24 protein-coding genes are annotated in these 25148 nt (G+C 34.2%); 14 read left to right on the top strand and 10 right to left on the bottom strand.

What is annotated here, in order from left to right; all coding sequences use genetic code 11:
- Window positions 1-12: 12 nt before the first annotated feature.
- Window positions 13-1137 carry a vWA domain-containing protein gene (locus tag ACFFVB_RS13330; RefSeq protein WP_382383477.1) on the bottom strand — a complete coding sequence of 375 codons (1125 nt, stop codon included), beginning with the start codon at window positions 1135-1137 and terminating at the stop codon, window positions 13-15.
- Between the two features lie 132 nt (window positions 1138-1269).
- Window positions 1270-1947: a Crp/Fnr family transcriptional regulator gene (locus tag ACFFVB_RS13335; protein WP_382383478.1), complete on the bottom strand. Its 678-nt coding sequence runs from the start codon at window positions 1945-1947 to the stop codon at window positions 1270-1272.
- Window positions 1948-2040: 93 nt separating this feature from the next.
- On the opposite strand from ACFFVB_RS13335, the gene ACFFVB_RS13340 reads away from it, so the two are divergent.
- From ACFFVB_RS13340 to ACFFVB_RS13390, 11 genes are all read left to right on the top strand, one after another.
- A complete protein-coding gene (locus ACFFVB_RS13340) occupies window positions 2041-4428 on the top strand; it encodes a heavy metal translocating P-type ATPase (RefSeq protein WP_382383479.1) in 2388 nt (795 codons plus the stop codon).
- Window positions 4429-4504: 76 nt separating this feature from the next.
- A complete protein-coding gene (gene ccoS, locus ACFFVB_RS13345; protein WP_382383480.1) occupies window positions 4505-4690 on the top strand; it encodes a cbb3-type cytochrome oxidase assembly protein CcoS in 186 nt (61 codons plus the stop codon).
- 12 nt (window positions 4691-4702) lie between these two features.
- Complete coding sequence (ccoN, locus tag ACFFVB_RS13350) at window positions 4703-6883, top strand: cytochrome-c oxidase, cbb3-type subunit I (RefSeq protein WP_382383482.1); 2181 nt, start codon at window positions 4703-4705, stop codon at window positions 6881-6883.
- A 16-nt stretch (window positions 6884-6899) separates the two neighbouring features.
- Window positions 6900-7094 carry a CcoQ/FixQ family Cbb3-type cytochrome c oxidase assembly chaperone gene (locus tag ACFFVB_RS13355; protein ID WP_382383483.1) on the top strand — a complete coding sequence of 65 codons (195 nt, stop codon included), beginning with the start codon at window positions 6900-6902 and terminating at the stop codon, window positions 7092-7094.
- Window positions 7091-7978, top strand: coding sequence for a cbb3-type cytochrome c oxidase N-terminal domain-containing protein (locus ACFFVB_RS13360; RefSeq protein ID WP_382383485.1), 888 nt, complete (start codon window positions 7091-7093; stop codon window positions 7976-7978). Before ACFFVB_RS13355 ends, ACFFVB_RS13360 begins: the two co-directional genes overlap by 4 nt.
- A 35-nt stretch (window positions 7979-8013) precedes the next feature.
- Window positions 8014-9438, top strand: a complete 1425-nt coding sequence (ccoG, locus tag ACFFVB_RS13365; RefSeq protein WP_382383487.1) for a cytochrome c oxidase accessory protein CcoG — start codon at window positions 8014-8016, stop codon at window positions 9436-9438.
- A 19-nt stretch (window positions 9439-9457) separates the two neighbouring features.
- A complete protein-coding gene (locus tag ACFFVB_RS13370) occupies window positions 9458-9904 on the top strand; it encodes a FixH family protein (protein WP_382383488.1) in 447 nt (148 codons plus the stop codon).
- On the top strand, window positions 9905-10609 hold the full coding sequence (locus ACFFVB_RS13375) for a sulfite exporter TauE/SafE family protein (protein ID WP_382383489.1): 705 nt from the start codon (window positions 9905-9907) through the stop codon (window positions 10607-10609). It begins immediately after the preceding gene.
- Between the two features lie 363 nt (window positions 10610-10972).
- Entirely contained in the window at window positions 10973-11599 is a 627-nt protein-coding gene (locus ACFFVB_RS13380; protein WP_382383491.1) for a YceI family protein, read from the top strand.
- Between the two features lie 91 nt (window positions 11600-11690).
- Window positions 11691-12221 carry an RNA polymerase sigma factor gene (locus ACFFVB_RS13385; RefSeq protein WP_382383493.1) on the top strand — a complete coding sequence of 177 codons (531 nt, stop codon included), beginning with the start codon at window positions 11691-11693 and terminating at the stop codon, window positions 12219-12221.
- 1 nt (window position 12222) lies between these two features.
- Window positions 12223-13035: an anti-sigma factor gene (locus ACFFVB_RS13390; RefSeq protein ID WP_382383495.1), complete on the top strand. Its 813-nt coding sequence runs from the start codon at window positions 12223-12225 to the stop codon at window positions 13033-13035.
- A 715-nt stretch (window positions 13036-13750) separates the two neighbouring features.
- On the opposite strand, the gene ACFFVB_RS13395 is transcribed toward ACFFVB_RS13390, so the two are convergent.
- From ACFFVB_RS13395 to ACFFVB_RS13405, 3 genes are all read right to left on the bottom strand, one after another.
- Window positions 13751-15049 carry a tetratricopeptide repeat protein gene (locus tag ACFFVB_RS13395; protein WP_382383497.1) on the bottom strand — a complete coding sequence of 433 codons (1299 nt, stop codon included), beginning with the start codon at window positions 15047-15049 and terminating at the stop codon, window positions 13751-13753.
- Between the two features lie 71 nt (window positions 15050-15120).
- Complete coding sequence (locus tag ACFFVB_RS13400) at window positions 15121-15681, bottom strand: DUF4331 family protein (protein ID WP_382383499.1); 561 nt, start codon at window positions 15679-15681, stop codon at window positions 15121-15123.
- A gap of 22 nt (window positions 15682-15703) precedes the next feature.
- Window positions 15704-16354, bottom strand: a complete 651-nt coding sequence (locus ACFFVB_RS13405; protein WP_382383500.1) for a DUF4331 family protein — start codon at window positions 16352-16354, stop codon at window positions 15704-15706.
- 88 nt (window positions 16355-16442) lie between these two features.
- Here ACFFVB_RS13405 and ACFFVB_RS13410 point away from each other — a divergent pair, with 88 nt between their 5' ends.
- Complete coding sequence (locus ACFFVB_RS13410; protein ID WP_382383502.1) at window positions 16443-17684, top strand: LETM1-related biofilm-associated protein; 1242 nt, start codon at window positions 16443-16445, stop codon at window positions 17682-17684.
- Between the two features lie 10 nt (window positions 17685-17694).
- Here ACFFVB_RS13410 and ACFFVB_RS13415 read toward each other — a convergent pair whose 3' ends face one another.
- From ACFFVB_RS13415 to ACFFVB_RS13435, 5 genes are all read right to left on the bottom strand, one after another.
- Window positions 17695-18450 (bottom strand): LytR/AlgR family response regulator transcription factor, encoded by a 756-nt coding sequence (locus ACFFVB_RS13415; protein ID WP_382383504.1) that lies wholly within the window; start codon window positions 18448-18450, stop codon window positions 17695-17697.
- Between the two features lie 121 nt (window positions 18451-18571).
- Window positions 18572-18886: a 2TM domain-containing protein gene (locus ACFFVB_RS13420; protein ID WP_382383505.1), complete on the bottom strand. Its 315-nt coding sequence runs from the start codon at window positions 18884-18886 to the stop codon at window positions 18572-18574.
- Window positions 18886-20220: a 2TM domain-containing protein gene (locus tag ACFFVB_RS13425; protein WP_382383507.1), complete on the bottom strand. Its 1335-nt coding sequence runs from the start codon at window positions 20218-20220 to the stop codon at window positions 18886-18888. The genes ACFFVB_RS13420 and ACFFVB_RS13425 overlap by 1 nt, the downstream gene beginning before the upstream one ends.
- A 20-nt stretch (window positions 20221-20240) precedes the next feature.
- Entirely contained in the window at window positions 20241-20861 is a 621-nt protein-coding gene (locus tag ACFFVB_RS13430; protein WP_382383508.1) for a hypothetical protein, read from the bottom strand.
- A 128-nt stretch (window positions 20862-20989) separates the two neighbouring features.
- Complete coding sequence (locus tag ACFFVB_RS13435) at window positions 20990-23152, bottom strand: TonB-dependent receptor (RefSeq protein ID WP_382383509.1); 2163 nt, start codon at window positions 23150-23152, stop codon at window positions 20990-20992.
- A gap of 852 nt (window positions 23153-24004) precedes the next feature.
- Here ACFFVB_RS13435 and ACFFVB_RS13440 point away from each other — a divergent pair.
- Window positions 24005-24499: an RNA polymerase sigma factor gene (locus ACFFVB_RS13440; RefSeq protein ID WP_382383511.1), complete on the top strand. Its 495-nt coding sequence runs from the start codon at window positions 24005-24007 to the stop codon at window positions 24497-24499.
- Between the two features lie 4 nt (window positions 24500-24503).
- A complete protein-coding gene (locus ACFFVB_RS13445) occupies window positions 24504-25148 on the top strand; it encodes a DUF8845 family protein (protein ID WP_382383513.1) in 645 nt (214 codons plus the stop codon).

The following is a 25148-nucleotide window of genomic DNA, read 5'->3' on the forward strand; positions in this document are numbered from 1 at the left end:
ATCTAGATTCTTTTATCCTTTAATTCTCTTTTTACGGTTGGTTTCGTAATCTTCAAAAATCATTTCACCAAGTCCTTTTAATCCCGTGTAAAATGCTTTCCCTTGATTTGCCTTTGTAAACTCTTGAACAAACTGTGTTAAATATGGATCTTTTGCAATCATAAATGTGGTAATTGGAATATGTAATCTCCTCGCCTGTTGTGCAGAATCGTAACATTTATTCACAATAAAATCGTCTAATCCCATACTGTTCTTGTAATACTGTCCGTCGGGCATTCGTAAACAACTCGGTTTACCGTCGGTAATCATAAAAATTTGCTTGTTGGTATGTCGTTTTCTACGTAATACATCCATCGCTAATTGTAACCCTGCAACCGTATTAGTGTGATATGGCCCAACGGTTAAATACGGTAAATCCTTAATTTTAATTAACCAAGCATCATTACCAAAAACCAATATATCTAAAGTATCTTTTGGGTAACGCGTCGTGATTAATTCGGCCAATGCCATCGCAACTTTTTTAGCGGGCGTAATCCGATCTTCGCCATAGAGAATCATACTATGACTAATATCAATCATTAGTACCGTACTCATTTGCGATTTATGAAGCGTTTCTTCGACTACCAAATCGTCTTCGGTTAAATTAAAACTTCCGATACCGTGATTAATTTGTGCGTTTTTCAGACTTTCGGTAATAGACACTTTATCTAAAGCATCTCCAAATTGGTAACTTCTAAATTCTCCAGTATGCTCGTCTCCTGTTCCAGGAGATTTACTTTTATGGTTTCCAGAACCATTGCGTTTTAGTTTTCCAAAGATATTGTTTAACGCCTGTTGCCTAATAGCCCGCTCTGTTTTTGCAGTAATTTTTGTCCCGCCGTTACCTTTATCGTCTATATCGTCTTTTATATACCCTCTTTTCTTAAGGTCTTCTATAAAATCATCAATAGTATATTCTGCGGTGGTAAGTTTATATTCTTTATCTAGGTCACGCAACCAATTTATGGCTTCGTCGAAATCGCCAGAGGTATGCGTAATGAGTTCTTTAAATATTTCAAAAAGTGTATCGAATGGCGATTGATTTTCCGCTTCGTAAACTTGAAATACAAACCCTTTTTTGTGAATTGTTTTTTTCATAGCATTATAAAAATACTAATTTACTGACATAAAACGAATGGCTTTCACATAATATTATAACTAAAAAAAGTTGAGTTACCTTTTACGGCAAATCAACTTTATATTTTATTAAAATCAGAATAAAAACGGAATTTATTCCATCATTTCTAATTCTTCACGATTTATAATTCGGATTTTCTTTCCTGTTGTTTTTAATAAATCTTCTTTTTTAAACTGAGATAATGTTCTTATTACCGACTCTGTAGCCGTCCCAACAATACTTGCAAAATCATCACGAGATAATGTAACTTTTAAATAACCACTTTCATCGACACCAAAATTATCGCATAAATACAGAATAATTTCTGCCAATCGTTTTCTAACCGATTTTTGTGCCATGTTAATAATAGCCGTTTCTGCATCTTTTAAATCTTCGGCCATTCGTCTTAACATACTCAAAGAAAAATCATTATTTTTCATTAAGTCTTGAATGATTTCTTGTTTCGGAATATAACATACTTCCATATCATTCAATGCCGTAGCCGTTAAATTTGCTACTTCATTTATTATTACCGAACGTTGTCCTAAAAGTTCTCCTTTAACAACTAACCTTACGACCTGCTCTTTTCCTTTTTCTGTTAACTTGGTTAATTTGCATACTCCCGAGCTTATACAATACACGCCGTTAAGCATCTCGTCCTCTTTAAAAATAATTTCGCCTTTTTTAATATGCTTTGTTATTTTAGCACATGATATAGCTTTTATTTCTTCCCCCTTCAACATTTTTAAAGCACTTAGCTTTCTCACCATGCATTGTTCGCAATCTCCCATTTAATGATTATTAAATTATATTCAAAAGTAGTGAAATCATGACAAATATCATATTTTTACAGGCTCCTATTTTAAACCTTTGATTAAAAAAGTATGGTCGAGAAATCCCAAGAAAAAACATGTTTCCATTGCGGTAATAGCTGTGATACTGTTGAAATTAATTTCGACGAGAAATCATTCTGCTGTAACGGGTGTAAAACTGTTTATGAAATTTTCTCGGAAAGTAATCTTACTGCATATTACGAAATGCAGAAATCGCCAGGAGCAATCCCAAAAATAAATGAAGGAAAATTCGATTTTCTAAAAGATCCACAGATTTTAGAAAAGCTTCTAGAATTTAACGACGATTCTATCCAGATAGCCACCTTATATATTCCGCATATTCATTGTAGTTCTTGCATTTGGATTTTAGAAAATCTGCATCAGCTAAAACCTGAAATCACAAGTTCTCAGGTAAATTTTAATAAAAAAACAGTTCGGATTACCTATTTGTCCAAAACGACTTCCCTTAAAGATGTTGTCTTACTTTTAAGCACAATTGGTTACGAACCTTATATTAGTTTAGATGATTATAGCGACGGCAAAAAACATATTAATCGTTCGATAATATATAAGTTGGGAATTGCTGGATTTGCTTTTGGAAATGTGATGTTTCTATCGTTTCCTGAATATTTCGAGGTGAATGAGTTTTGGTTAGACCAGTACAAACCCATTTTTAGATGGATGATGTTTGCCTTTTCGCTCCCTGTAGTGTTTTATGCTGGACGTGATTATTTTATTTCCGCATATAAAGGATTGCGAGCTGGACTTTTAAATATAGATGTACCTATTGCAATTGGTATTTTGGTGTTATTTCTACGAAGTACTGTTGAAATTATCTTCGACCTTGGACAGGGCTTTTTCGATAGTTTAACAGGACTGGTGTTCTTCTTATTATTAGGAAAGTTTTTTCAACAGAAAACCTATTCTTTCTTATCGTTCGAACGAGACTACAAATCGTACTTCCCCATTGCCGTGACTAAAATTGTTTCTGAAACTGAAGAAATTCCAATTCAGATTTACGACATAAAAAAAGGTGACCGTTTATTGATCCGAAATGAAGAATTAATTCCTGTTGATGGGATTTTAATAAAAGGAAAAGCGTCGATTGATTATAGCTTTGTAACAGGTGAATCGGAAACCATTAGTAAAATCTCTGGAGACAAATTATTTGCTGGCGGAAAACAAACCTCTGGAAGTATTGAAATGGAAGCTGTAAAAGCCGTAAAACAAAGTTACTTGACACAACTTTGGAGTCATGATATTTTCAACAAAAATAAAGAAGACGCCTTTGTTAACTTAACGAACACTATAAGTAAACGATTTACTATTTCAATTTTAAGTATTGCTGTAATTTCCACCGTATTTTGGTTGTTTTACGACGCTAGTAAAGCGATGAATGTATTTACTGCAGTTCTTATTATTGCATGTCCGTGTGCTTTAGCTTTAGCCGCGCCATTTACCTTTGGGAACATACTACGCATCTTCGGAAAACATAAATTGTATTTAAAAAATGCTAGTGTTATCGAGCAATTAGCAGCTATAAATACTATTATTTTCGATAAAACAGGAACCATTACCTCCAATAAAAAAAGTACAGCAACTTACGATGGTGTGCCATTAACTCCAGACGAAGAGCGTTTATTAAAAAACACCTTACGTGGTTCTAACCACCCCTTAAGCAGAACACTTTACGATATTTTAAAAGCAAACGATATTGTTACGCTAGATACGTTTGAAGAACATATTGGACAAGGCGTTCAGGCATCGTTAAAAAATAATGTGATAAAAGTAGGTTCCGCTAATTTTGTAGGCAAGAAAGAGCTTCAAAAATCATTAAGCACAAGTGTGTATATTAGTAGTAACGAAAACTACAAAGGAAAGTACACCTTTTATAATAGTTACAGAACAGGACTTTCAAAATTATTTAATAATTTGAAACAACGATATAATTTAGCCATTCTCTCTGGAGATAATGAAGGAGAACAGGAAAATTTAAAAAAACTATTACCCACAAAAACCAAATTATTATTCAATCAGAAACCTGCCGATAAGTTAGAATACATTAAATATCACCAATCCGAAGGCGCCAAAGTGCTAATGGTTGGAGATGGCCTTAACGATTCTGGAGCTTTAGCACAAAGTGAAGTTGGAATAGCACTTTCTGAAAATATTAATATTTTTTCTCCTGCCTGCGATGGTATTATGGATGCCTCCGTTTTTTACAAATTAGAACAATTCTTAATAGCGGCTAAAACGGCTATTAAAATTGTAAAATGGAGTTTTTTATTATCTTTAGTATATAATTGCATAGGTCTCTATTTTGCTATAACTGGGCAGCTTGCACCTGTTATAGCAGCCATTCTAATGCCCCTAAGTTCTATTAGTATTGTTGTATTTACAACAATAGCTTCTAACTGGGCTGGAAGAAAATTAGTTTAACCATATTCAAAACATGACAAATGTCATATTTTGAATAAAATGAGCCTATTACTTTTACCGATTAATTAAGCAAAAAATGAGCGTAATTTATATTTTATTAGGAGTAAGTGTTATTGTAGCACTGATCTTTTTTGTCGCATTTATTTTCGCGGTAAAAAACGGGCAGTACGATGATAGCTATACGCCTTCTGTACGCATGCTATTCGAAGACGAATTAGTCACAAAAAAACCTAACAAAACCATACTAACTAAAAAAGAATAATTAAACATCACTATGGAAATACAACAATTCTACTACGATAATAAAATCGTTAAAAAATTCATTTATGCAACCATTTTTTGGGGTGTAATTGGGATGGTTGTCGGTTTATTACTTGCATTCTTATTTATATTTCCCAATCTTACCGACGGTATTTCTTGGTTAAGTTTTGGTCGACTAAGACCTTTACATACCAATGCTGTAATTTTTGCATTTGTTGGTAATGCCATATTTGCAGGGGTGTATTATTCTTCGCAACGTCTTCTTAAAGCAAGAATGGCAAGCGATGTTTTAAGTAATATTAATTTTTGGGGTTGGCAACTTATTATTGTTGCTGCTGCAATTTCACTTCCGCTAGGTTTTACATCGTCTAAAGAATATGCAGAATTAGAATGGCCTATAGATATTGCTATTGCTGTAGTTTGGGTTGTATTTGGATGGAACTTAATTGCTACCATTTTAAAACGTAGACAACGTCACCTATATGTAGCCATTTGGTTTTACTTAGCAACATTTGTAACTGTAGCTGTATTACACATCTTTAACAGTTTAGAATTACCTGTAAGTGCAATGAAAAGTTATTCGGTATACGCTGGTGTTCAGGATGCCTTAGTACAGTGGTGGTATGGACATAATGCCGTAGCATTCTTTTTAACAACACCATTCTTAGGTTTAATGTACTATTTTGTTCCTAAAGCTGCGAACAGACCTGTATATTCTTATAAATTATCTATCGTTCACTTTTGGTCTTTAATCTTTATTTACATCTGGGCAGGACCTCACCACTTATTATATACAGCATTACCTGAATGGGCACAAAATTTAGGTGTAGCATTTTCAGTGATGTTATTAATGCCGTCTTGGGGAGGTATGATTAACGGATTATTAACGTTAAGAGGTGCTTGGGATAAAGTTAGAACAGACCCTGTTTTAAAATTCTTCGTAGTTGCGATTACAGGTTACGGTATGGCAACATTTGAAGGCCCCCTTCTGTCTTTAAAAAATGTAAATGCTGTGGGTCATTACACAGACTGGATTATTGCGCATGTGCACGTTGGTGCCTTAGCATGGAACGGTTTCTTTGCCTTCGGTATGATTTATTGGTTAGTACCAAGATTATTTAAAACAAAATTATATTCTACTAAACTTGCAAACCTACACTTCTGGATAGGGACTTTAGGTATATTAATGTATGCGCTTCCTTTATATGTCGCTGGATTTTTACAAGCAAGTATGTGGAGTCAATTTAATCCTGATGGGACTTTAGTTTATGGTAACTTCCTTGAAACTGTAACTGAAATTATTCCAATGTACGCCATGCGTGCCGTTGGAGGAACATTATACTTAGTAGGAACACTTGTATTGGTTTACAACGTATTTGTAACTATAAAACGTGGATCTGTAGTGTCAGACGAATTAGCCGAAGCACCTGCTTTAGAGCGCGTGTCTAAAAGCCGTCTTGCTGGAGAAGGATTCCATACTTGGTTAGAGCGCAAGCCTATTCAATTAACAATTTTAGCGACTATCGCCATATTAATTGGAGGTATCATTCAAATTGTACCTACTATAATGGTTAAATCTAACATACCTACCATTAGTAGTGTAAAACCGTATTCGCCACTAGAACTTGAAGGTCGTGATATTTATATTCGTGAAGGTTGTGTGGGTTGTCACTCACAAATGATTAGACCGTTTAGAAGTGAGGTTGAACGTTACGGGGAATACTCTAAAGCGGGTGAATATGTTTACGATCACCCATTCCTATGGGGAAGTAAACGTACCGGTCCAGACTTACATCGTATTGGAGGTAAATACTCAGATAACTGGCACTTAAATCATATGTACGATCCACAAAGTACATCGAGTGGTTCTATTATGCCTGCTTACCAGTGGATTGTTAGAGATGAATTAGATAAATCTGATACAGAATCTAAAATGGAAGCAATGGTAACTTTAGGAGTACCTTATACTGACGAAGAAATAGCAAATGCACAAGAAAGTATGTTAGAGCAAGGAACAGCTATTGAAAAGAACTTATATAGCGATCCTGATTTTGCTGAAAATTATGAAAATGATAAAAAATCTGCTGCCGAAAATGGTGAAGATTTTATTGAAATGAGAAATCGTGAAATCGTGGCAGTTATTGCCTATTTACAACGATTAGGAACAGATATTAAAGTAAGCGACTTAGAATAATTTAAAACTATTAACCATGTTTAGCTTCGTAAAAAACTATATGGATAGTATGGATGGGATAGCAATATACCCAATACTATCATTATTAATATTTTTCGGTTTTTTTGTAATCTTATTTTGGTGGGTATTAACCGCTAAAAAAGATTATATCGATACCGTAAGCCAAATTCCTTTTGAAAAAGATAACCACCAAAACGAAACCACATTATGAGAAAATACATACCATCGTATATAAGAGTGCCCGTTCTATTCTTTGCAATAGCGGGATTAATTGAATATTTTGTAGACTCCGGTAACGAACCTGCTTTTATAAAGTTTCCAATCGTGTTGGTATTCTTACTTTTGGTTTTAGTCGTTATTCTTTCTATCGAAGGTATTGTTGCAGCCCTAGACAATGTGCTTTTTCAAAGTTTAGATGCTGCTGGGAAGGCGAGATATTTAGCTAATGATGCTAAAACGCCTAAATTTATACAATGGGCAAAGGACACTTATATTAAGTTACTAGGTCAAAAACCTATCGCTCAGGAAAGTGAAATCGTATTAGACCATAATTACGATGGAATTCGTGAATTAGATAACTCACTTCCACCATGGTGGAAATACGCATTTATTATATCTATTATTTTTGCTTTCGCTTATATGTTGAAATATGAAGTTTTCGGTGGAGAATCACAAATTGATGAATACCAAACAGAATTAGCCGAGGCTAAAATTTCAATTGAAGAATATAAGAAAACGGCTAAAGATTTAGTTGATGCCAACTCTGTAACCTTATTAACCGATGCCTCGGATTTAAGTGCAGGTAAAGCTGCATTCGAAACCAACTGTGTGGCTTGCCATATGGCAGATGGTGGAGGTGGAATTGGACCAAACCTAACAGATGATCATTGGATTTTAGGAGGTGGAATTAAAAATGTATTCCACACGATCAGTGAAGGAGGCCGTGATGGTAAAGGTATGATTGCCTGGAAACAAAGTTTAAAACCCGCACAAATTGCTCAAGTAGCTAGTTACGTTTTAAGTTTACAAGGAACTACTCCTGCTAAACCTAAAGAAGCTGAAGGTGATATTTGGGTAGCAGAAGCTGCTGAATAATTTTAAAAATTAGATACGTTAAAACGCCCTAAATTATGGAAACACCAGAACACGAAGGATTTCGAGATTCCATAGGTACACTAACCGAAGACGGAGAAAGAGCTTGGGTATTTCCTAAAAAACCAAAAGGGAGGTTTTACGACAAACGTAAAATAGTTAGTTACATCTTATTAATCCTATTAATTGTGTCGCCGTTTATTAAAATAAACGGCAATCAATTTTTAATGTTTAACGTATTAGAGCGACGCTTTAATATTTTCGGATTTCCATTCTGGCCACAAGATTTCAAACTGTTTGTAATGTCTATGCTTATAGGCGTTGTGTTTCTTGCACTTTTTACAGTGGCATTTGGTCGTATTTTCTGTGGATGGATTTGTCCACAAACCATTTTTATGGAAATGGTGTTTCGTAGAATTGAATATTGGATTGACGGAGACCGAGGTAAACAAATGCGTTTAGACCGTCAGCCTTGGAATGGTGAAAAAATAAGAAAACGCCTCTTAAAATGGTTTTTATTTCTTGTTGTTTCATTCTTTATTGCTAATGTTTTCCTGGCTTACTTAATTGGAGGAGACGAAGTATTAACCTATATAATAGAAGGTCCTGCGGACCATCTTAGCACTTTAATTTCATTATTAATTTTTACAGCTGTATTCTACTTTGTATTTACATGGTTTAGAGAGCAAGTTTGTATTATCGCTTGTCCTTACGGTCGATTGCAAGGTGTATTATTAGATGATAAATCTATTATCGTCGCCTACGACCACAAACGTGGTGAAGGAGAAAATGGACGAAAAAAATATCGCAAAAATGAAGACCGCGAAGCACTGGGACATGGAGATTGTATAGATTGCTTCCAATGTGTACATGTCTGCCCTACTGGTATAGATATTAGAAACGGTACACAATTAGAATGTGTAAACTGTACGGCTTGTATAGACGAATGTGATACCATTATGGATAGCATAGGCTATCCAAGAGGACTTATTAGATATGCTAGTGAAGACGAAATAGAGAAGAAAGAAAAATTTAAATTCAACGCGCGTCTTAAAGGTTACTCTGCTGTTTTACTTATATTATTAATCGTTTGGGGAGGTATGCTCTTTTCTAGAAATGCACTTGAGGCCACCGTTTTAAGATTACCAGGTCAATTATACCAGCATAAAGAAAACAACGTTATTAGTAATGTGTTTACTTATAAATTGATAAATAAGACGAACGACGAAATTGACGATGTTTCATTTAAGTTAGTGGGATATCCTGGTGAAATAAAATTAGTATCTACAACAGATACATTTTTAGTCCCTGGTCAAGGTTTAGCTGAAGGCACACTGTTTATCGAAATTAAACAATCAGATTTAAAAGGTGACAAAAATGAACTAACATTGGAAGTTTACAGCCACGATGAGTTAATTGAAACCACCACAGTTAGTTTCTTAGGTCCAAGAAGCTACAAATAATTACTAAAGGCTTATTATTATGAGAATAAATTGGGGAACAGGAATTATTATTGCTTTTGTATCTTTTATAGCATTCATATTATACTTTGTTGTGAATATGATGATTGGAGATCGTTTTAATTACGAATTGGTTGTAGAAGATTATTATAAACAAGAATTAGGCTTACAAGACGAAATTAATAAAGAGAAAAATGCGCAATTATTGACTGAGAATTTGTCTTGGAAACAAACCAATGAAGGCATTCTTATTCAATTTCCTGAAAACATAAACGAAAATCAAATTTCGGGAACGGTTTCATTATACAGACCATCTAATAAGTTATTGGATTTCGAAGTTCCTATTACTTTAACTAACCATACATTATTAATCCCAGAAGCTAATTTAGTAGATGGGCGTTGGGACTTAAAAGTAGATTGGAAAAACAACTCTTCTAGTTACTTATACAAGCAATCTTTAACGTACTAAATGTTTATTTCTGCCTTTATATTTGGACTTTTAGGAAGCTTTCATTGTATTGGTATGTGCGGTCCAATTGCCTTTATGTTACCCGTAGACCGAAGTAATCCGGTTAAAAAAATAAGTCAGATATTCATTTATCATTTCGGACGGCTTTTGGCCTATAGCATCATTGGATTGGTTTTTGGGTTTCTAGGTAAAGGTTTATACATTTTTGGGCTTCAACAAAAACTATCCATTATAGTTGGTGTACTATTAATTGTTATCGTGCTCCTACCCTATAAAACATTCAACAAATACAATTTTTCAAAACCTGTATTTAAGATCATTTCAAAAGTAAAAAAAGGTATGGGTGCTGCGCTTCAAAAAAAAACAGCAGATACGTTTTTAACCATAGGATTTCTAAATGGATTTCTCCCGTGTGGCTTGGTTTATATGGCCGTATTATCGTCTATAGCAACAGCGGAGCCTTTTAAAGGGGCTTTATACATGTTTTTATTCGGATTAGGAACGATTCCGTTAATGACAACGGCAATCTATTTTGGAAATTTGTTAAGTAGTTTAGCGAAGAAACGTATTCAAAAATTAATACCAGTTTTTGTTATTATTATTGGTATACTATTTATTATAAGAGGACTTGGGCTTGGCATTCCATATATGTCGCCTAAAATAAATCCAAACTCTGTAGAAAGTACTATGGAATGTATAGAATAAAAAAAGCAGTTACTTTAACATGTAAAGAAACTGCTTTTTTAAACTAAAAATTAACTAACAAACTTTTAATTCTATTTTATAACCAACCAAAATTATAATAGAATTCTTATTGAAAAAAACTAACTAACTATTTATACTTCAAATTTAAGCTCTTAATTGGAGGTGAACAAACTTGACATTCAACTTTACCGTTTATTTAACAGCCTGTGTTAAAGCTTTCTAAACATAAGCTCCATTTCCCCTGTTTTACTTAAAATTTTAACAACAAATCAAGTCCGTTATAAATAGAATAGACTAAAATTTGAATTGGATTAAATATTCAGTAATTTCGAGCTGCAATAAAAAACAAAAAATAGTCTAAATATGAAAAAAGTAACAATCTTAATGGCTGCATTTGCGCTTGTATTTGCAACAAGCTGTAAATCTGACAAAAAAGAATCAACAACTACTGAAACGCCTACAGAAAAAACAGAGCAATTCGTTTTAAAGCCAGCAGGTACAACTGTTAACTGGACAGCTTATAAAACCACTGCTAAAACGCCTGTTTCTGGTGTATTCACGACATTAGATTTCGAACCTCACACAGGAGATTCAGCGCAAGAAGCATTAAACGGCGTAACGTTTTCAATCCCAGTAAGCAGTATTTTCTCTAAAGATTCTATTCGCGATGGAAAATTACAAAAGTTCTTCTTTAATGTTATGGCAGATACAGACCTATTAAAAGGGACTTTAAAGACAACTTCTGCTACAGAAGCTATCGCAACGATAACAATGAATGGCGAAACTAACGATTTACCTTTAACCTATACCGTAACTGAAGACAGACGCGTTTCGCTTACAGGTGTTATGTTATTAAAGGACTGGAATGCACTTGATGCTTTAGCTACTTTACACGAAGCGTGCGAGGTGTTACATACAGGAGCAGATGGTGTTAGCAAAACGTGGGATGAAGTCGCTATAAATATTGATACCTATTTAAGAGCAAACTAAATTCTTAATTTTATTATAAATAAAAAGCTGCGTAATGCAGCTTTTTTTTATGACTTTAATTAACTACTTTTCCACTTTCAGAAACTACTATATGCAGTTAGAACCACTTATTGAAAGATTTCAACAAAAAGATGAAAAAGCCTTTGAAGCGTTATATAATATGTACGCCAAAAACATTCATGGCGTCATTTATAATATAGTCCGAGATCAGGACATTGCAGAAGAAATTATGCAAGACGTTTTTATAAAAGCGTGGCATAAGGCCGAAAGCTATTCTGCCGACAAGGGCCGTTTTTTTACTTGGATTTTAAATATTGCTCGTAATGCAGCCATAGACAAAACCCGATCTAAATCTTTTAAGAACAAAAAGCAAAACCTTGATGCTCAATTTTTCGTAGATATATTAGAACACGGCGACAACTTAGATACTAAAACTGATGCTATAGGTATCGGGAAATTTGTAAACAAACTTGCTAAAAAATGTATTGAAGTTATTGAGTTGCTATATTTTAAAGGATATACCCAAAAAGAAGCATCCGAAACTTTAGACATGCCTATTGGCACTATTAAAACAAGGAATAGAAATTGTATTAACGAGTTACGCGCTATAGTATTAAACTAACATGGATATAAATAACTACATAAATTCTGGTATTTTAGAACTGTATGTTGCGGGTGCGCTTTCTGATGAAGAAAACAAGGAGGTATACGCGATGATGCAGAAACATCCTGAAGTTTTAAATGAAGTCTTGCAAATTGAAGCTGCGATTTTAAAACTTACGGAAGCTACTGCTCCTAAAAATGCAGTCTTAGATTTTAGTCCTATTGCTGAAAAAATCAGTAAATCAAACACTGAATCTAAAGTAATAAACATGAAAGCCGAAAGGCTTAGAACAAGTTGGCTATCTGTTACAGGTTGGGCAGCTGCTGTTATTTTGGGTGTCGGATTATTCTGGTCGATACAAGAAAATTCTGAATTGCAATCTAAAATTAGTCTTTCAGAAACAGATAAAGATTTCCTTGAACAGCAAATTGAAATTGCAGATTCCGATTTAAAAGAAGCTAAAAGTTTAATCTCCATTTTACGAGATAGAAATATGTTAGCCATTCCGCTTGGCGGACAAGCAGTTTACCCGGAAGCGTATGCAAAGGTGTATTGGGATAAAGAATCTAATAGCATGTATTTAGATGCACAAGGTTTACCGGAACCTCCAGAAGGAAAAGTTTACCAGGTGTGGTCTTTAACTTTAAATCCGTTAACTCCTACCAGTTTAGGAACGTTAGATGATTTTGTAACAGACAACAATAAAATATTTACTATTGAAAACGCAAATGCTTCTGAAGCCTTTGGTATAACATTAGAGCCAGCTGGAGGAAGTGACTCTCCTACTCTAGAACAATTATATGCCTTAGGAACCGTAGCATCGGTATCTTAACAGAATAACTCTCTAAATAGAAATAAGAGATCTTATATACAGCCCAGAACCAAGATTAACACACTTGATTCTGGGCTTTTTTTATAAGGGGATCAGACTTCTTATATAAATGGCTTAATCTAGAAAGTTGTGTGTGAGATTGAAATATAGTTTGATCTTTGTAAAAAAGAAAGGCCTTGAATTCAGCATAAACCCTTCTTAATCTGTTGCTAACAGACTTACTTATAGAATATTTTACAATCACGAATCACACTATAAATCAAAGCACAGGAAGATTGTTTGCTGATTTGTATATTATTATGGGCTATGCTCGAATACCGTTTATATATCGAAGTTTAATCTTTTAACCGCTCCCCTAGATTGTATCTAAAACGGTGAAACCTCCTAATTATAAGGCATTCGAGCGGAGTCAAGAACATAAAAAGGTAGGAATATCTTATTTTAAAGCTTTCCATACAATAGCGCATACTATTACACTTAATTATGGGGCTATTTTGAACTACTTATTAAATTGAATCACAAATGCTTCTGAAGGATCTTTGATGCAAAAATTAACGGTATTAAGGATTCATTTTCCCGATTGATGCTCGACATTAATATGATCAGAACAATACAATCTTTAAAACTCTAAATTAAACACATAAAAAGGGTTCGTTATTTTCATAACAAACCCTTTTCTAACAAAAAACCACCAACAAAAAACTATATCAAATTTTTAAATATTTTTATTGTGCTGCGTTGCCACAGGACCTAACTCGTAAGAAGCCTCTAGTAATTCTTTTTTTAAGCCATTGGCTTCAGCTATTTTACCATTAGCTTTATAAATATGCGCCATATGACTCAGAATTGAAGGCTCAAAACTTTTATTTTTCACATAGGTTTCAACGATATCTAATGCTTTTTCAGATTCACCTCCTTTGTAATAACTCCAAGCTAATAGATCGTAAGAATGTGGTGTTGGTCTATTTTCCACTTCTTTCTTGGCTAATTTTAAAGCCGAATCAAAAATTTGTAATTCGTCTGTAAATACAATAGTGTTATATGCATTATACATATCGCCATATTTTTCATTTTCGACAGCTTTCAAATACGCATTAAGATGTTTAGATTTAGATAAACTATCTCCCATGAAATCAGAAATTTCAGCTTTTAACAACTCGTAATCTGGTGTTTTATGCGTCTGCGTTACTTTGTTTAAAATACGCATTGCTTCTTCTGGATTATTATCATGAGAATATACAATCCATGCAATTCCTTTTTTAGAATATGCATCTGAAGGATCTAATGCCAAAGCCTTCAAATAATATGCATATGATTTTTTAATCTGCCCGTCATGGCCATAATAATCGGCAATATTTGTATACACCCATTGTTTTGTATTTGGGTTATTCGAAGATTCGGCTAGCTTTAATGCCTTCTCCATATATTTAATTGCGCCATCTAAATTCCCTTCATGATCTTGCCATTTAGACAAACGAATTAAGTAGTCGAAATCACTAAAATCTTGAATTTCCACTAAATATTTTGTGGCCTCGTTGGTATTCCCTAATTCTAAATACACATCGAATAACATATTATGAGTTCCTTTTAAATGTTCCCCTATAACCTCTGCTTTTTTCAAAAGTTCTAAAGATTCCTTAAAACGATGTTGAGAAATATAATTTCTTGCCAACGCTCTTAAATAGCCAGAGTTATTATAATGTGTTCTTTTATTTGCGGCAACTAAATCCTGTTCTGCTTCAATTAAATAATCAATATTTCCTGTAATTTTAAATTTAGACGATAAAGCAGATGCTTTTTTTACTAAATACGGAAACTGATTTGGTTGAGCCTTTAATTTATTATCCCAAAACTTATAATCCCCTTCTAAAGTAAGTAACATGTCCTGATCTTCTGTTTCTACATAAGAATTATAATCGCTTATTTGAGCTATGTTTTCTTCTTCTAACTTCGTATTACAACTAAAGCAAATTAGCGCTAATACCATTAGGTTTATGACTTGTAATGTTTTCATGGTGTGTGGTGTTTTGTTATTGAAATCAATAGGGCAAAACTAAATCTGCCCTATTGAGTAATTTTATTAGTCTACCAAGCAGAAGCCAGGTAAGGAAAAGAACTTAAGAATTCCTTATCGTTCATATCTACGTTATCATTAGAAAGTGCTCCATTTTCAGTAAAATCTTCACCTCCAAAAATTAATAATAACTCGACAGTAATTACATCGTCTGTTAATTTTCTACCGGTTAAGACATTTGTACCATCGTAAAAAGTTGTTTCTCCATCTAAAGACACCGTTAAAACATCGGTAGCCAAAAGCCCCGTGAATGTCGCAGCATCTAATCCTAATGCATTAGTATCTCCTTCCTCATTATAAGCAGGACTTAACGCTTCTAAATTTGCTTGAAACATAGGTTGAAATGCAGCACCTTGACTTGAAGGAATTGTGACATTAAACTGATCTTTAGCAGAAGGCGATACAAACACCGTGTTTACTGCAGGTCTCCCCATTTGATCCGCTTGCGTATAGGTTCCAGAAAAATCTGGTCCAGTTGGATCTATAGTCATATTATTATCATCGTCGTTCGAGCAGTTAAAAGATAGTATTGAAACGCCTACTGCAACTAGCATGTATTTTAAAGTTTTCATATGTGTGTATTTTATAAATTAATTATTGTTTTGTTTTCGATTCTACCCAAGTATTGATAGTTCCAGAACCACCAAGCATAGACTTTGGCAATTCAACCACTACAGACATTACATTTGTTCCTGCAAACGTATCGCTTCCTGGACTATTGAAACTAGAAGCGTTTCCTGCAATAATTTCTGTGTACTGTGCGAAATCCATAAAAAACGGATCGTCTCTAGGACCTGCAAAAAACTTCATCCCGTTACTATTTCCAATAATAGCAGCACTTCCGTACGGCGTAATATCTACCATCCCTGTCGTTCCTGTAGTTTCAATCGCACTATTTAATCCTGTAGTCGCTGGTTTTACTGGTCCGAAGAAATACATTTTACCATCACGAGGAATGGCTTGAATTACCCAGTCTTCAATTTTATCGTCGTTCGTGTCGATGTTAATTTCTATCAAAGTACTCTCGTCAAACATCGCATCGCCTGAAGCCGACGGACTTAATAACCCTTGCACATTTGCTACAAACACCAGGTTGCTGGTATCTTCACCTTGAAAGGCATAAAAATCGGTAATATCGCTTGTACCACCTTTTACTGCTGGAGCATCGATATGATCGGCTGCTACCATAAAGAAACCTGCTATAGATAAAGCTCCGATTCCTAAAATAATTTTCATTGTTTTCATAATAATTGAGATTTTTAGTTAATGATTTATTTCACTCTCATACTACCTACGAAAAAAAGATGTAGGTGGTTTTGTTAAAACTATGTTAATGCTAAAAAAATGTATATTTTTACTTCTGAAAACTACATTTATAATACAATACCGTATGAACCCATCGGCTAACGGCTGGATAAAAAAACTAATTAAAGAGTTATCTAACCAAACCCTACTAGACAATCCAACAGATTACCAATTTTATAAAGCTTTCCGGAATTCGGGATTTATCTACGGCTATAACATTAAGGTTGTAAATGACTATATTATTAATCCAGACCTTACTGAAGAGGAATTGTGTAAGGTTAACTTGTGTATTGCTTTTATAAACACACACAAAACGAGCGGATCAGACACCAATTTATTTGAAAGTATTATTGATTTTTATACGGCTATAAACGAAAATAAATCTACGTTCCTTGAAGATCTTTTGGGACGTGATTCTGCAGAAATTTTAGTGGAAAAGATCATGCAAAAGCGGATTCAGATTCATGAAAATATTATTAGTAAAAACTTTAATCATTATATTACCAATGTCTTACTGTACATTGATATTATAGCCTACGATCACTTCTTAGAAACAAAAACGATAACAAAATCGTATTTGGAAACATTAGAAGCAACTATAATTACGATCGTTATCGAGGCGTTAAGTTTAAAGTCTGAAAAGAGCAATTACGACAAGAGTTTAATCGAATTGTTTCAATCGTCTTTACGATACGAACAGATTGACCAACTTACCTATGCAGAAGCTATAGAACACGCCAAAAAACTGAGTTATAATTTATATTATTTAGATATCGCATGTATGGCGGCTTGGAGCGATTCTTGGATAGAAGCTGCCGAAGCCGAATTTCTAGAAAACCTGAGTATTGCTCTTCAAATTAATGACGAAGAACGTAACGAATCCTTAAACTCTATTAATCTGTTCTTTAATGCGAATCGAGATAAAATCCCATTATTGAGTGCTAAAAATGTAGTAAAAAGTTTTTATAACCGATCTTCACAAATTGTAAGTAAACTTATTACTAGAAATAGTCATCGGTTATTGAGGGAATTACGTGACAGTAAAGAATTAATGATTTTATTGTCTAAATCTACAGTGAGAGATTTAACGCCTAAAGAGCACAAGAAGGTAAACGAGCAACTTTTAGATATTTTTAAATCTATTCCGAGTTTAGCTATATTTTTGCTTCCTGGTGGCGCTATTTTATTGCCTATCGTGATTAAGTTTATTCCTAAACTGTTACCATCGGCTTTTGATGATAACCGTATAGAAGATGACGACGAAGATTAAATGTTATAACCTATTCTAACCAATCTTTAAACGTTTTAACACGTTCTCTAGCAACTATAACCTGCTCGTCTTTGTACGAGTTTAACTTAATCTCTAATCTTGAATTGGTATAGTTTACCATATCGTGAATAGCATTAATGTTTACAATAAATTTTCTGTTTATTCTAAAAAACGAATCGGGCTCTAATTCTTGTTCTAATTGGTCTAAAGTTGAATTTAAAAGATAGTTTCTTCCTGAATTAGTATGCAAATAAGTTCCTTTATTTTCACTGTAGAAACACTCGATATCGTCACTATTTATCAGTTTTAAATGCTGACCAACTTGAACCGAAAACCGTTTCTTAAACTGACGCTCTAACGGGTTTACCAATAGGTTTTTTATTTCGTTAAAATCTAAAACCACTTGTTCTTGTCTTGGGATTCGGGTTTTAAATTTTTCGACTGCCAGCTCTAAATCATCTTCATCTATAGGTTTAAGCAGATAGTCTATACTATTTAATTTAAAGGCTTTAAGTGCATATTCGTCGTAAGCCGTAGTGAAAATTATAGCCGATTCTATTTTGACACTTTCAAAGATTTCGAACGATAAGCCGTCGCTTAACTGGATATCTAAAAAGATTAAATCTGGATGCGGATTCGCCTTAAACCACTGTACCGATTCTTCTACAGAATGTAACAGCACATCTACTTCTAAACCTAACTGATTTACCATACGTTGCAAACGTCTTGCAGATGGTTTTTCGTCTTCTATAATAATAACTTTCATAAGTGGTTAAAACTTCTAATATTAAACTGTATGCTAATTGGTGCTGCGTGAGGGATTGGAGCAAGCTACCGTGTAGCGCGGAAAGCGCGGTTTTGGAGCTTTGCGGGAAAACACGCCCAAATTATTCCCATTTATGGTTTTTCTCTTTATCCATAATCTCTTTAATTTTTTCGTCTTCCCAATGCTTACCAATAACCAAAGTTGGCAAAAACACTGATACAGCATGGGCCAGTAAACCGATACCCCAAGAGCCTAAGGTTATAAAATTTCGCCATTGAAAGTAGCTTTCTCCCGGTTCTAAATTATTAATATTTATAAATACAAGCACTAAATTAACGACTACATATATTAAAGCGTGTCTGTAAAAACCGCTTACGCGTCTTACTCGTTTTTTTGCGCGATCGTAGCGTTCTCGTTCGAAGTGTGAATTTTCCATTAGTTCCAGTTTTTTTGTTGTTTTTCTTCCTTTAAAATGGATTCTATCTTACGCTCTTCCCAAGATTTTCCATAGCCAAAAACAGAAAATCCGTGAATTATAAGCCCCATTCCCCAGCCTAACATCGGATACCAAAACCATTGATGTCCCCAAAATGTTTGGTAATTAATAAATATTAAAAACGGAATAACAACACAGTATGATACTAAGTTCCCGTAAAACCCTTTTATTTCTTCTACTCTTTTCTTTGCACGATAATACGCGTCTTGTTCGTTATAATTATCTTTTATTAGTTCCATTGTTGTAATGCGTTTTGTAAGTATTGGTAATTTAACGGCGAAATACGTTTCGGTTTCATCTATCAATACTTTTCTTTTAGTTAATATGCCGTAGCGATTTACTATATTCTGTAACCCTACTCCTTTTCTGGTTTGTAAAACCTCTTTTTTTTGTAAATTATTCTTCACAACCAAGACATTATCTTCTATTGTTATGGTGATTTCTAGAGGCTTTTTCTCGCTTACCGTGTTGTGTTTTATAGTGTTCTCTAACAATAATTGTAACGATAAGGGCACCACCTTAGCTTCTGGATTATCGTAGTCTTCCGGCAAATTGAATACGATACTATTCTCGAATCTCATTTTAAGCAGATTCATATAGGTTTTTGCAAATTTCAACTCCTCCTCTACAGTCACTAGTTCTTTATCTTTTTGCTCTAATACATAGCGGTAAATTTTAGACAAAGACACTGTAAAACGCTGTGCACTGTGTGGATTTTCTTCAATTAAAGACGTTAACACGTTTAGACTATTGAATAAAAAATGTGGATCGATCTGATTTTTTAAACTCTCGAATTGCGCACTTGCCGTTCCCGCAATAACCTTTTGCTCTTTAAGTTTGTTTTGTTGATAGGCATTGTAATAATATACCAAATGAAATACGATAACGATGCTAATCGTAATCCAAAAGCCGAAAACATAATCTGACCCCCTTTCGGTAGCCACAAACTCACTGAACGATTGGCCTTGATATACCATTTTGGTAAAACCATGAATTATAAATAGACCACTAATTGTAATTAAAGATGCGCCAATAAAGCCAACTAAAAGTCTTAATAGATGCTGATTAGCCTTCCACTGTCGTTTCGATAAAATATCGAAATAAGCCATATTAGAATATCCTAACACAAAAGCGTATAGCTGGTAGAATATAAAATCGATAAAGAAATCGTTAACCGAATTATAATTAAATCCGCCAAACCACATATTCCCGATTAGGTACACCACACAACCTAATCCAAATGAAATTGCTATACTTTTTACAGATTTAATCATATTCAAGGTCCTAATTCTAATTATTTACAAGATGCTAATACTTTTTTAGCGCGATCTTCTCCCCATTGCGGATGAAACGGTGTTTCAGGTTTAAAGTTAATAAAAAGTTCTAATGCATGCGCTATATCCTTACAAAACGGCGCCGTGTCTTGTCCGAAATACTTTGCACTTCCCATACCCCATTCAGCTTTACCTAAAACTACCATTGGATTTTCTGGAGCAATAGCATACGCTTTATTATACAATTCTGTAATCTTAGCAGAGTATTTCATCCCATACGTCATCCCATCGAAGGCGACCCAATTGGTGTAAATCTGAGCCTGTAGCACCATAATATCAGCATTATTAGAACTCATACCTTTTGCCGTGTTTAAATACTCCTGAGCCTTATCTAAGTTAGCTTTTAGTACCGCAGCATCTTGCTCTCCCCAACTTTTTAAGCTGTTTAATTGAGCCACATAGTAATTGGGTAACCATTGATCTGTCTCGGCAGTTGCAATACGTTCAAAAAGTTGCTCGGCTTCGGCGGTATTATTTTCTTGCCATAACTTAAAGGCGCTTTTCATACCGGTTTCAAAATTGGATTGTGCATTAGTTACTAAACTCACTAAAAGCACTGAAAGAAGAATTAAATGTTTCATATTGTTTTGGTTGATTAATTATTATAAGGCAAATATCTATGTAAAGTCTAGGTTTCTAAAAATCGAAGTACTGAACTGTAGTTTTAATATGATGAACCGTAAGATCCATTCGTTTTGACTTAAAAAGGCTATAAATTATCTAATTGATTATCGGTTCCATCCTTACTAATCGTCCAAAAGAAGCCTATAAAAAAGAACTGATCGCTAGCCGGTGTTAACGCTCTTCTATTGTAAACACCCTTACTATTTGGTGCACTGGCGTACTGATACCCATTTACATTCTTAAAATTAAGGACATTATTTACTGAGAGATATAGAATCTTTTGCGGACTAATTAAATACGCCCAATTCAAACTTAAGTTGTTATACGCTTTCGTTTTGTTATTCAAGAACCCTATTTCATTCGGATTCGTGTAGGTGCGTCCAGAGGCCAAACTGTAACTAAAACCAATCTGACTTCTCCAATCGTCGACCCAATACTTTCCTACCACTGAAAGGTTATGCGTATTTGCAAAATTTGGCTGTGAAGCGGTTGGATAATTCTTATAATCACGTTCCGTATCTAAGAACGAATAACTCGCCCAATAGTCGAAATTTTTTAAGGTTTTACTATCTCTAAAAAACAAATCGAAACCCTTTGCATAACCAGAACCAGTAGTATTAAACACACTATTATAACTCGCATATTCTGTATCGTATTTAACCAAATTATGATAGTCTTTAACGTAACCTTCGGCTCGAAATAAACGCCCTTCACTATTCAACTGATAATTCAACACATAATGACTAGTTTCTTCTGAATCAATATTTTGATTAAATTTTAAAATATCATTGTTTGGATTCTGATAAAATGAACCATAAGCAAAAGACACCTGACTTTTCGCTGAAGTTTTATATGCGAGAGACACGCGAGGAGAAACTTCAAACGCTTTAAAAAGCGCATTATATTCTGCACGTAACCCTGCTTTTAAAGCTAACTTTTTGGTGAAGATCATATCGGCTTCTACAAACGATGCCGCGATAGAAGTATCGAATCCATACGATTCAGAATCGGCATCAAAAGCTTTAAACGATTCGCTGAAATTGGTCAAAAAATACTCGGTTCCAAAGTTCAGTTTAAACCGATTATTGAAGCGATATTTCATGGCAACTTTCGCATGTATTGAATGTTCTAAGTTACCAACCTCATCTTCTTCAATATGAATATCTGAATTATTACTGGTATAACTCCCGCCTGCAAATACAGACCAATTGGTATTCAATTTACCTTGATACGACGTGTTTACATATAGATTTTTATTGTTTAATTCATAATCGACTCCATCTTCATAATCGATATGCTCCTGAGTCAACTCAAACTGACTAAACTCGTAAGCCGAATACAATTTAAACATTCCCTTATTTAGTTTTTTACGAAATACAGCTTCTCCAGAAAAACTCTGATAAGGCTTTGCCCAATCGTTTCTATCAGGAAATAACGAGATATAAGGCGCTAAATTCATATAAGACGTATTTACACTTAAAGCACTTTTATCCCACTTCTCGGTATGCCCCAGTGCGCCACCAACCGTCATTACACCTATTTCCGTTTTACTTTGATCAGGTTCGTCAATCGTATTTAAAAGCAACACACTAGACAGCGCCTGACCATATTCTGCAGAATACCCACCTGTCGAAAAAGTAATACCATCGAACAAAAATGGAGAATACCTCCCACGTGTCGGGACATTGTTAGCGGTTGGTGTGTATGGCGTAAACACGCGAATACCATCTATAAAAATCTGTGTTTCATTTGCTTCGCCACCTCTCACAAATAACCGTCCGTCTTCTGCGACCGTTGTTGTCCCTGGTAATGTCTGCAAAGCACCGACAAAATCACCTAAAGCACTGGCCGTGGTTACCACGTCTAAAGTCGACAAAGCATTTACCTTACTATTATCTCCAGCAGAAAATGTTCCTGCCGAAAGCACCACAGCATCCAAAGCATTCACATCTTCTCGCAGTTTTATTACAATATCTTGAAAATTGGAAACATCTCCTGCTTTACGATAGGTTTCGAAACTTAGAAATGATACAATCAGCACTTGAATACCGGTTTTGGTGGTTTTAAAATGAAATGCTCCAGTTTCATCGCTCGTTCCACCATCGTAGGACCCTTCTAAATACACATTAGCACCTGTAATTGGGATATTTTTAGCATCTGTAACGCGACCTGAAATTTGGATCTGAGACAACGCGACACTTACATACAGTAAGCAAATTAGATTCAGTAAATATGGAAAGGATTTCATTTTGTATTGGTTTTGATTAGCCATGCAAAAATGAAACAGAAGCCACCATTTTAAAATTAAAGAAAACCCAACTGTTATATTTCAAGGATGAATTGAAATCAAGCTCACATTTCCCTATTAGAAGGCCATATTTCTGACCTATATTTCCTTTTTTCACCATAACACCTTTTCATTTTACGGTTCAATTTCAAAGTTTCAGCATCCTTTTAGTTTCACATATTCCGTAAAAAATCTATTTTTAACAGCTCTAATTAGATTGATAAAAAGTTATCTTTTACTTTTAAATAACACATTCCGTAGATTATTTCACATACGTTTCTCACTTAAATTTCACATGAATATAGTGCTACCAGGACACTTATATTTACATCATTTTAAGATATAAAATCGTATAGTTTTATACAGAAAACAACATTCAAAACGCCTCATTACATCAAACCATTTCAGGAGCCACGGTTTAAAATATCTAGAGATTTAATGGTAGTCATTAGAATTTAAATCATCGTTCAATTAAAAAAACACCAAGACTAAACTAGAATACAGCCCTGTAGAATCTGCTCCATTTTTAGTCATTACAAATCAATCATAGATAATATCTATATACAAAAACAAATAACTAAAGTCCAAAACAATAACACACCTATATTAAATACATAGTTTAACACCAAACATAAGCAACACAAACCATATCGACACCACTCACAACTTCAATCCGGTGCAATACCTACTGCGAAATGCCTAATTTTAGATGAAGATATTTATACAAGTATTCACTATAATTACAATCAATTTTCATTACACTTGTAACAAATCAGATACAGTAGACACTAATAGTTTAACTAACCTTTCGACTTGAATAAAGAGCAAGAACATAACTTTATTAAACTGCTTGAAGAGCATCAAAACATCGTCCATAAAGTGTGCAGATTATACACGAACGATTACGATGCTCACAACGATTTATTTCAGGAGATTACCATTCAACTTTGGAAAGCCTACCCTAAGTTTCGTGGCGATGCAAAATTCAGCACTTGGATGTATCGAATAGGATTAAATACAGCCATTACATTATATAGAAAATCGAAAAGAAGAGTTGAAACACAAGATTTCGATACCGTCCAGTTTAGAATAAAAGCTGAAGAATACGACGACACTGAAGAAGAGCAATTAAAACTACTTTACAGTGCCGTAAAACAATTAAACGACATTGAAAAGGCACTTGTTTTCTTGTATTTAGAAGACAAAAATTACAAAGAGATTAGTGAAACTATGGGAATTAGCGAAGTGAATGCTAGAGTGAAGATGAATCGTGTGAAAACGAAGTTAAGAACCATTTTAAATCCGTAAGCCAATGGATGCATTAGATATTTTAAAGAAAGATTGGAATAAGAAGGAAAATCAGAATTTTCCTAAACTATCCTATAACGATATTTACAAAATGATTTTGAAGAAATCCTCTTCTATTGTGAAATGGATTTTTATTATAAGCCTATTAGAGTTCTCTTTTTGGACGATTATCTCCTTTGGTATTAAGGATACCGAAGATATGATTAGAATTAAGGAAACGGGAGCAGGAACAGCTCTAAACGTACTGATGGTATTGAGTTATGCGATCTTATTTTATTTCTTTTACCTGTTCTATACGAACTATAAAAAGATATCGACTACGGACAACGCTAAAATACTGATGGAAAACATATTAAAAACAAGGCGTACGGTTAGACTCTATGTGTTATTTAACCTTGTATTTATTGTAATATCCACGATCACTGTACTTATAATAGAATTTCAACAAGACCAAGTTTTAATCTCAAAAATAAATATAGCAACTGCCAACGGGGAAGTTTTCCTATTATACACTAAAATTATACTAGGCACATGCGCAATTCTAGCAATAACCATTGGGTTATTACTAGGCTTTTATTATCTGATCTACGGGATTCTTTTAAAACGCTTAAATAGCAACTACAACGAGTTAAAGAAGATCGATTTATAA

It is taken from the genome of Formosa undariae (assembly GCF_042427615.1).
In the GTDB taxonomy this organism is placed as follows: domain Bacteria; phylum Bacteroidota; class Bacteroidia; order Flavobacteriales; family Flavobacteriaceae; genus Formosa; species Formosa undariae.

Coding starts and splice junctions, on each gene's coding strand:
- ACFFVB_RS13360 (WP_382383485.1), top strand. CDS start 7,091: ATGAGAAAATACATACCATCGTATATAAGAGTGCCCGTTCTATTCTTT.
- ACFFVB_RS13425 (WP_382383507.1), bottom strand. CDS start 20,220: ATGATTAAATCTGTAAAAAGTATAGCAATTTCATTTGGATTAGGTTGT.
- ccoG (WP_382383487.1), top strand. CDS start 8,014: ATGGAAACACCAGAACACGAAGGATTTCGAGATTCCATAGGTACACTA.
- ccoN (WP_382383482.1), top strand. CDS start 4,703: ATGGAAATACAACAATTCTACTACGATAATAAAATCGTTAAAAAATTC.
- ACFFVB_RS13445 (WP_382383513.1), top strand. CDS start 24,504: ATGGATGCATTAGATATTTTAAAGAAAGATTGGAATAAGAAGGAAAAT.
- ACFFVB_RS13380 (WP_382383491.1), top strand. CDS start 10,973: ATGAAAAAAGTAACAATCTTAATGGCTGCATTTGCGCTTGTATTTGCA.
- ACFFVB_RS13330 (WP_382383477.1), bottom strand. CDS start 1,137: ATGAAAAAAACAATTCACAAAAAAGGGTTTGTATTTCAAGTTTACGAA.
- ACFFVB_RS13385 (WP_382383493.1), top strand. CDS start 11,691: ATGCAGTTAGAACCACTTATTGAAAGATTTCAACAAAAAGATGAAAAA.
- ACFFVB_RS13375 (WP_382383489.1), top strand. CDS start 9,905: ATGTTTATTTCTGCCTTTATATTTGGACTTTTAGGAAGCTTTCATTGT.
- ACFFVB_RS13395 (WP_382383497.1), bottom strand. CDS start 15,049: ATGAAAACATTACAAGTCATAAACCTAATGGTATTAGCGCTAATTTGC.
- ACFFVB_RS13405 (WP_382383500.1), bottom strand. CDS start 16,354: ATGAAAACAATGAAAATTATTTTAGGAATCGGAGCTTTATCTATAGCA.
- ACFFVB_RS13435 (WP_382383509.1), bottom strand. CDS start 23,152: ATGAAATCCTTTCCATATTTACTGAATCTAATTTGCTTACTGTATGTA.
- ccoS (WP_382383480.1), top strand. CDS start 4,505: ATGAGCGTAATTTATATTTTATTAGGAGTAAGTGTTATTGTAGCACTG.
- ACFFVB_RS13390 (WP_382383495.1), top strand. CDS start 12,223: ATGGATATAAATAACTACATAAATTCTGGTATTTTAGAACTGTATGTT.
- ACFFVB_RS13400 (WP_382383499.1), bottom strand. CDS start 15,681: ATGAAAACTTTAAAATACATGCTAGTTGCAGTAGGCGTTTCAATACTA.
- ACFFVB_RS13340 (WP_382383479.1), top strand. CDS start 2,041: ATGGTCGAGAAATCCCAAGAAAAAACATGTTTCCATTGCGGTAATAGC.
- ACFFVB_RS13415 (WP_382383504.1), bottom strand. CDS start 18,450: ATGAAAGTTATTATTATAGAAGACGAAAAACCATCTGCAAGACGTTTG.
- ACFFVB_RS13430 (WP_382383508.1), bottom strand. CDS start 20,861: ATGAAACATTTAATTCTTCTTTCAGTGCTTTTAGTGAGTTTAGTAACT.
- ACFFVB_RS13370 (WP_382383488.1), top strand. CDS start 9,458: ATGAGAATAAATTGGGGAACAGGAATTATTATTGCTTTTGTATCTTTT.
- ACFFVB_RS13355 (WP_382383483.1), top strand. CDS start 6,900: ATGTTTAGCTTCGTAAAAAACTATATGGATAGTATGGATGGGATAGCA.
- ACFFVB_RS13420 (WP_382383505.1), bottom strand. CDS start 18,886: ATGGAAAATTCACACTTCGAACGAGAACGCTACGATCGCGCAAAAAAA.
- ACFFVB_RS13410 (WP_382383502.1), top strand. CDS start 16,443: ATGCTAAAAAAATGTATATTTTTACTTCTGAAAACTACATTTATAATA.
- ACFFVB_RS13335 (WP_382383478.1), bottom strand. CDS start 1,947: ATGGGAGATTGCGAACAATGCATGGTGAGAAAGCTAAGTGCTTTAAAA.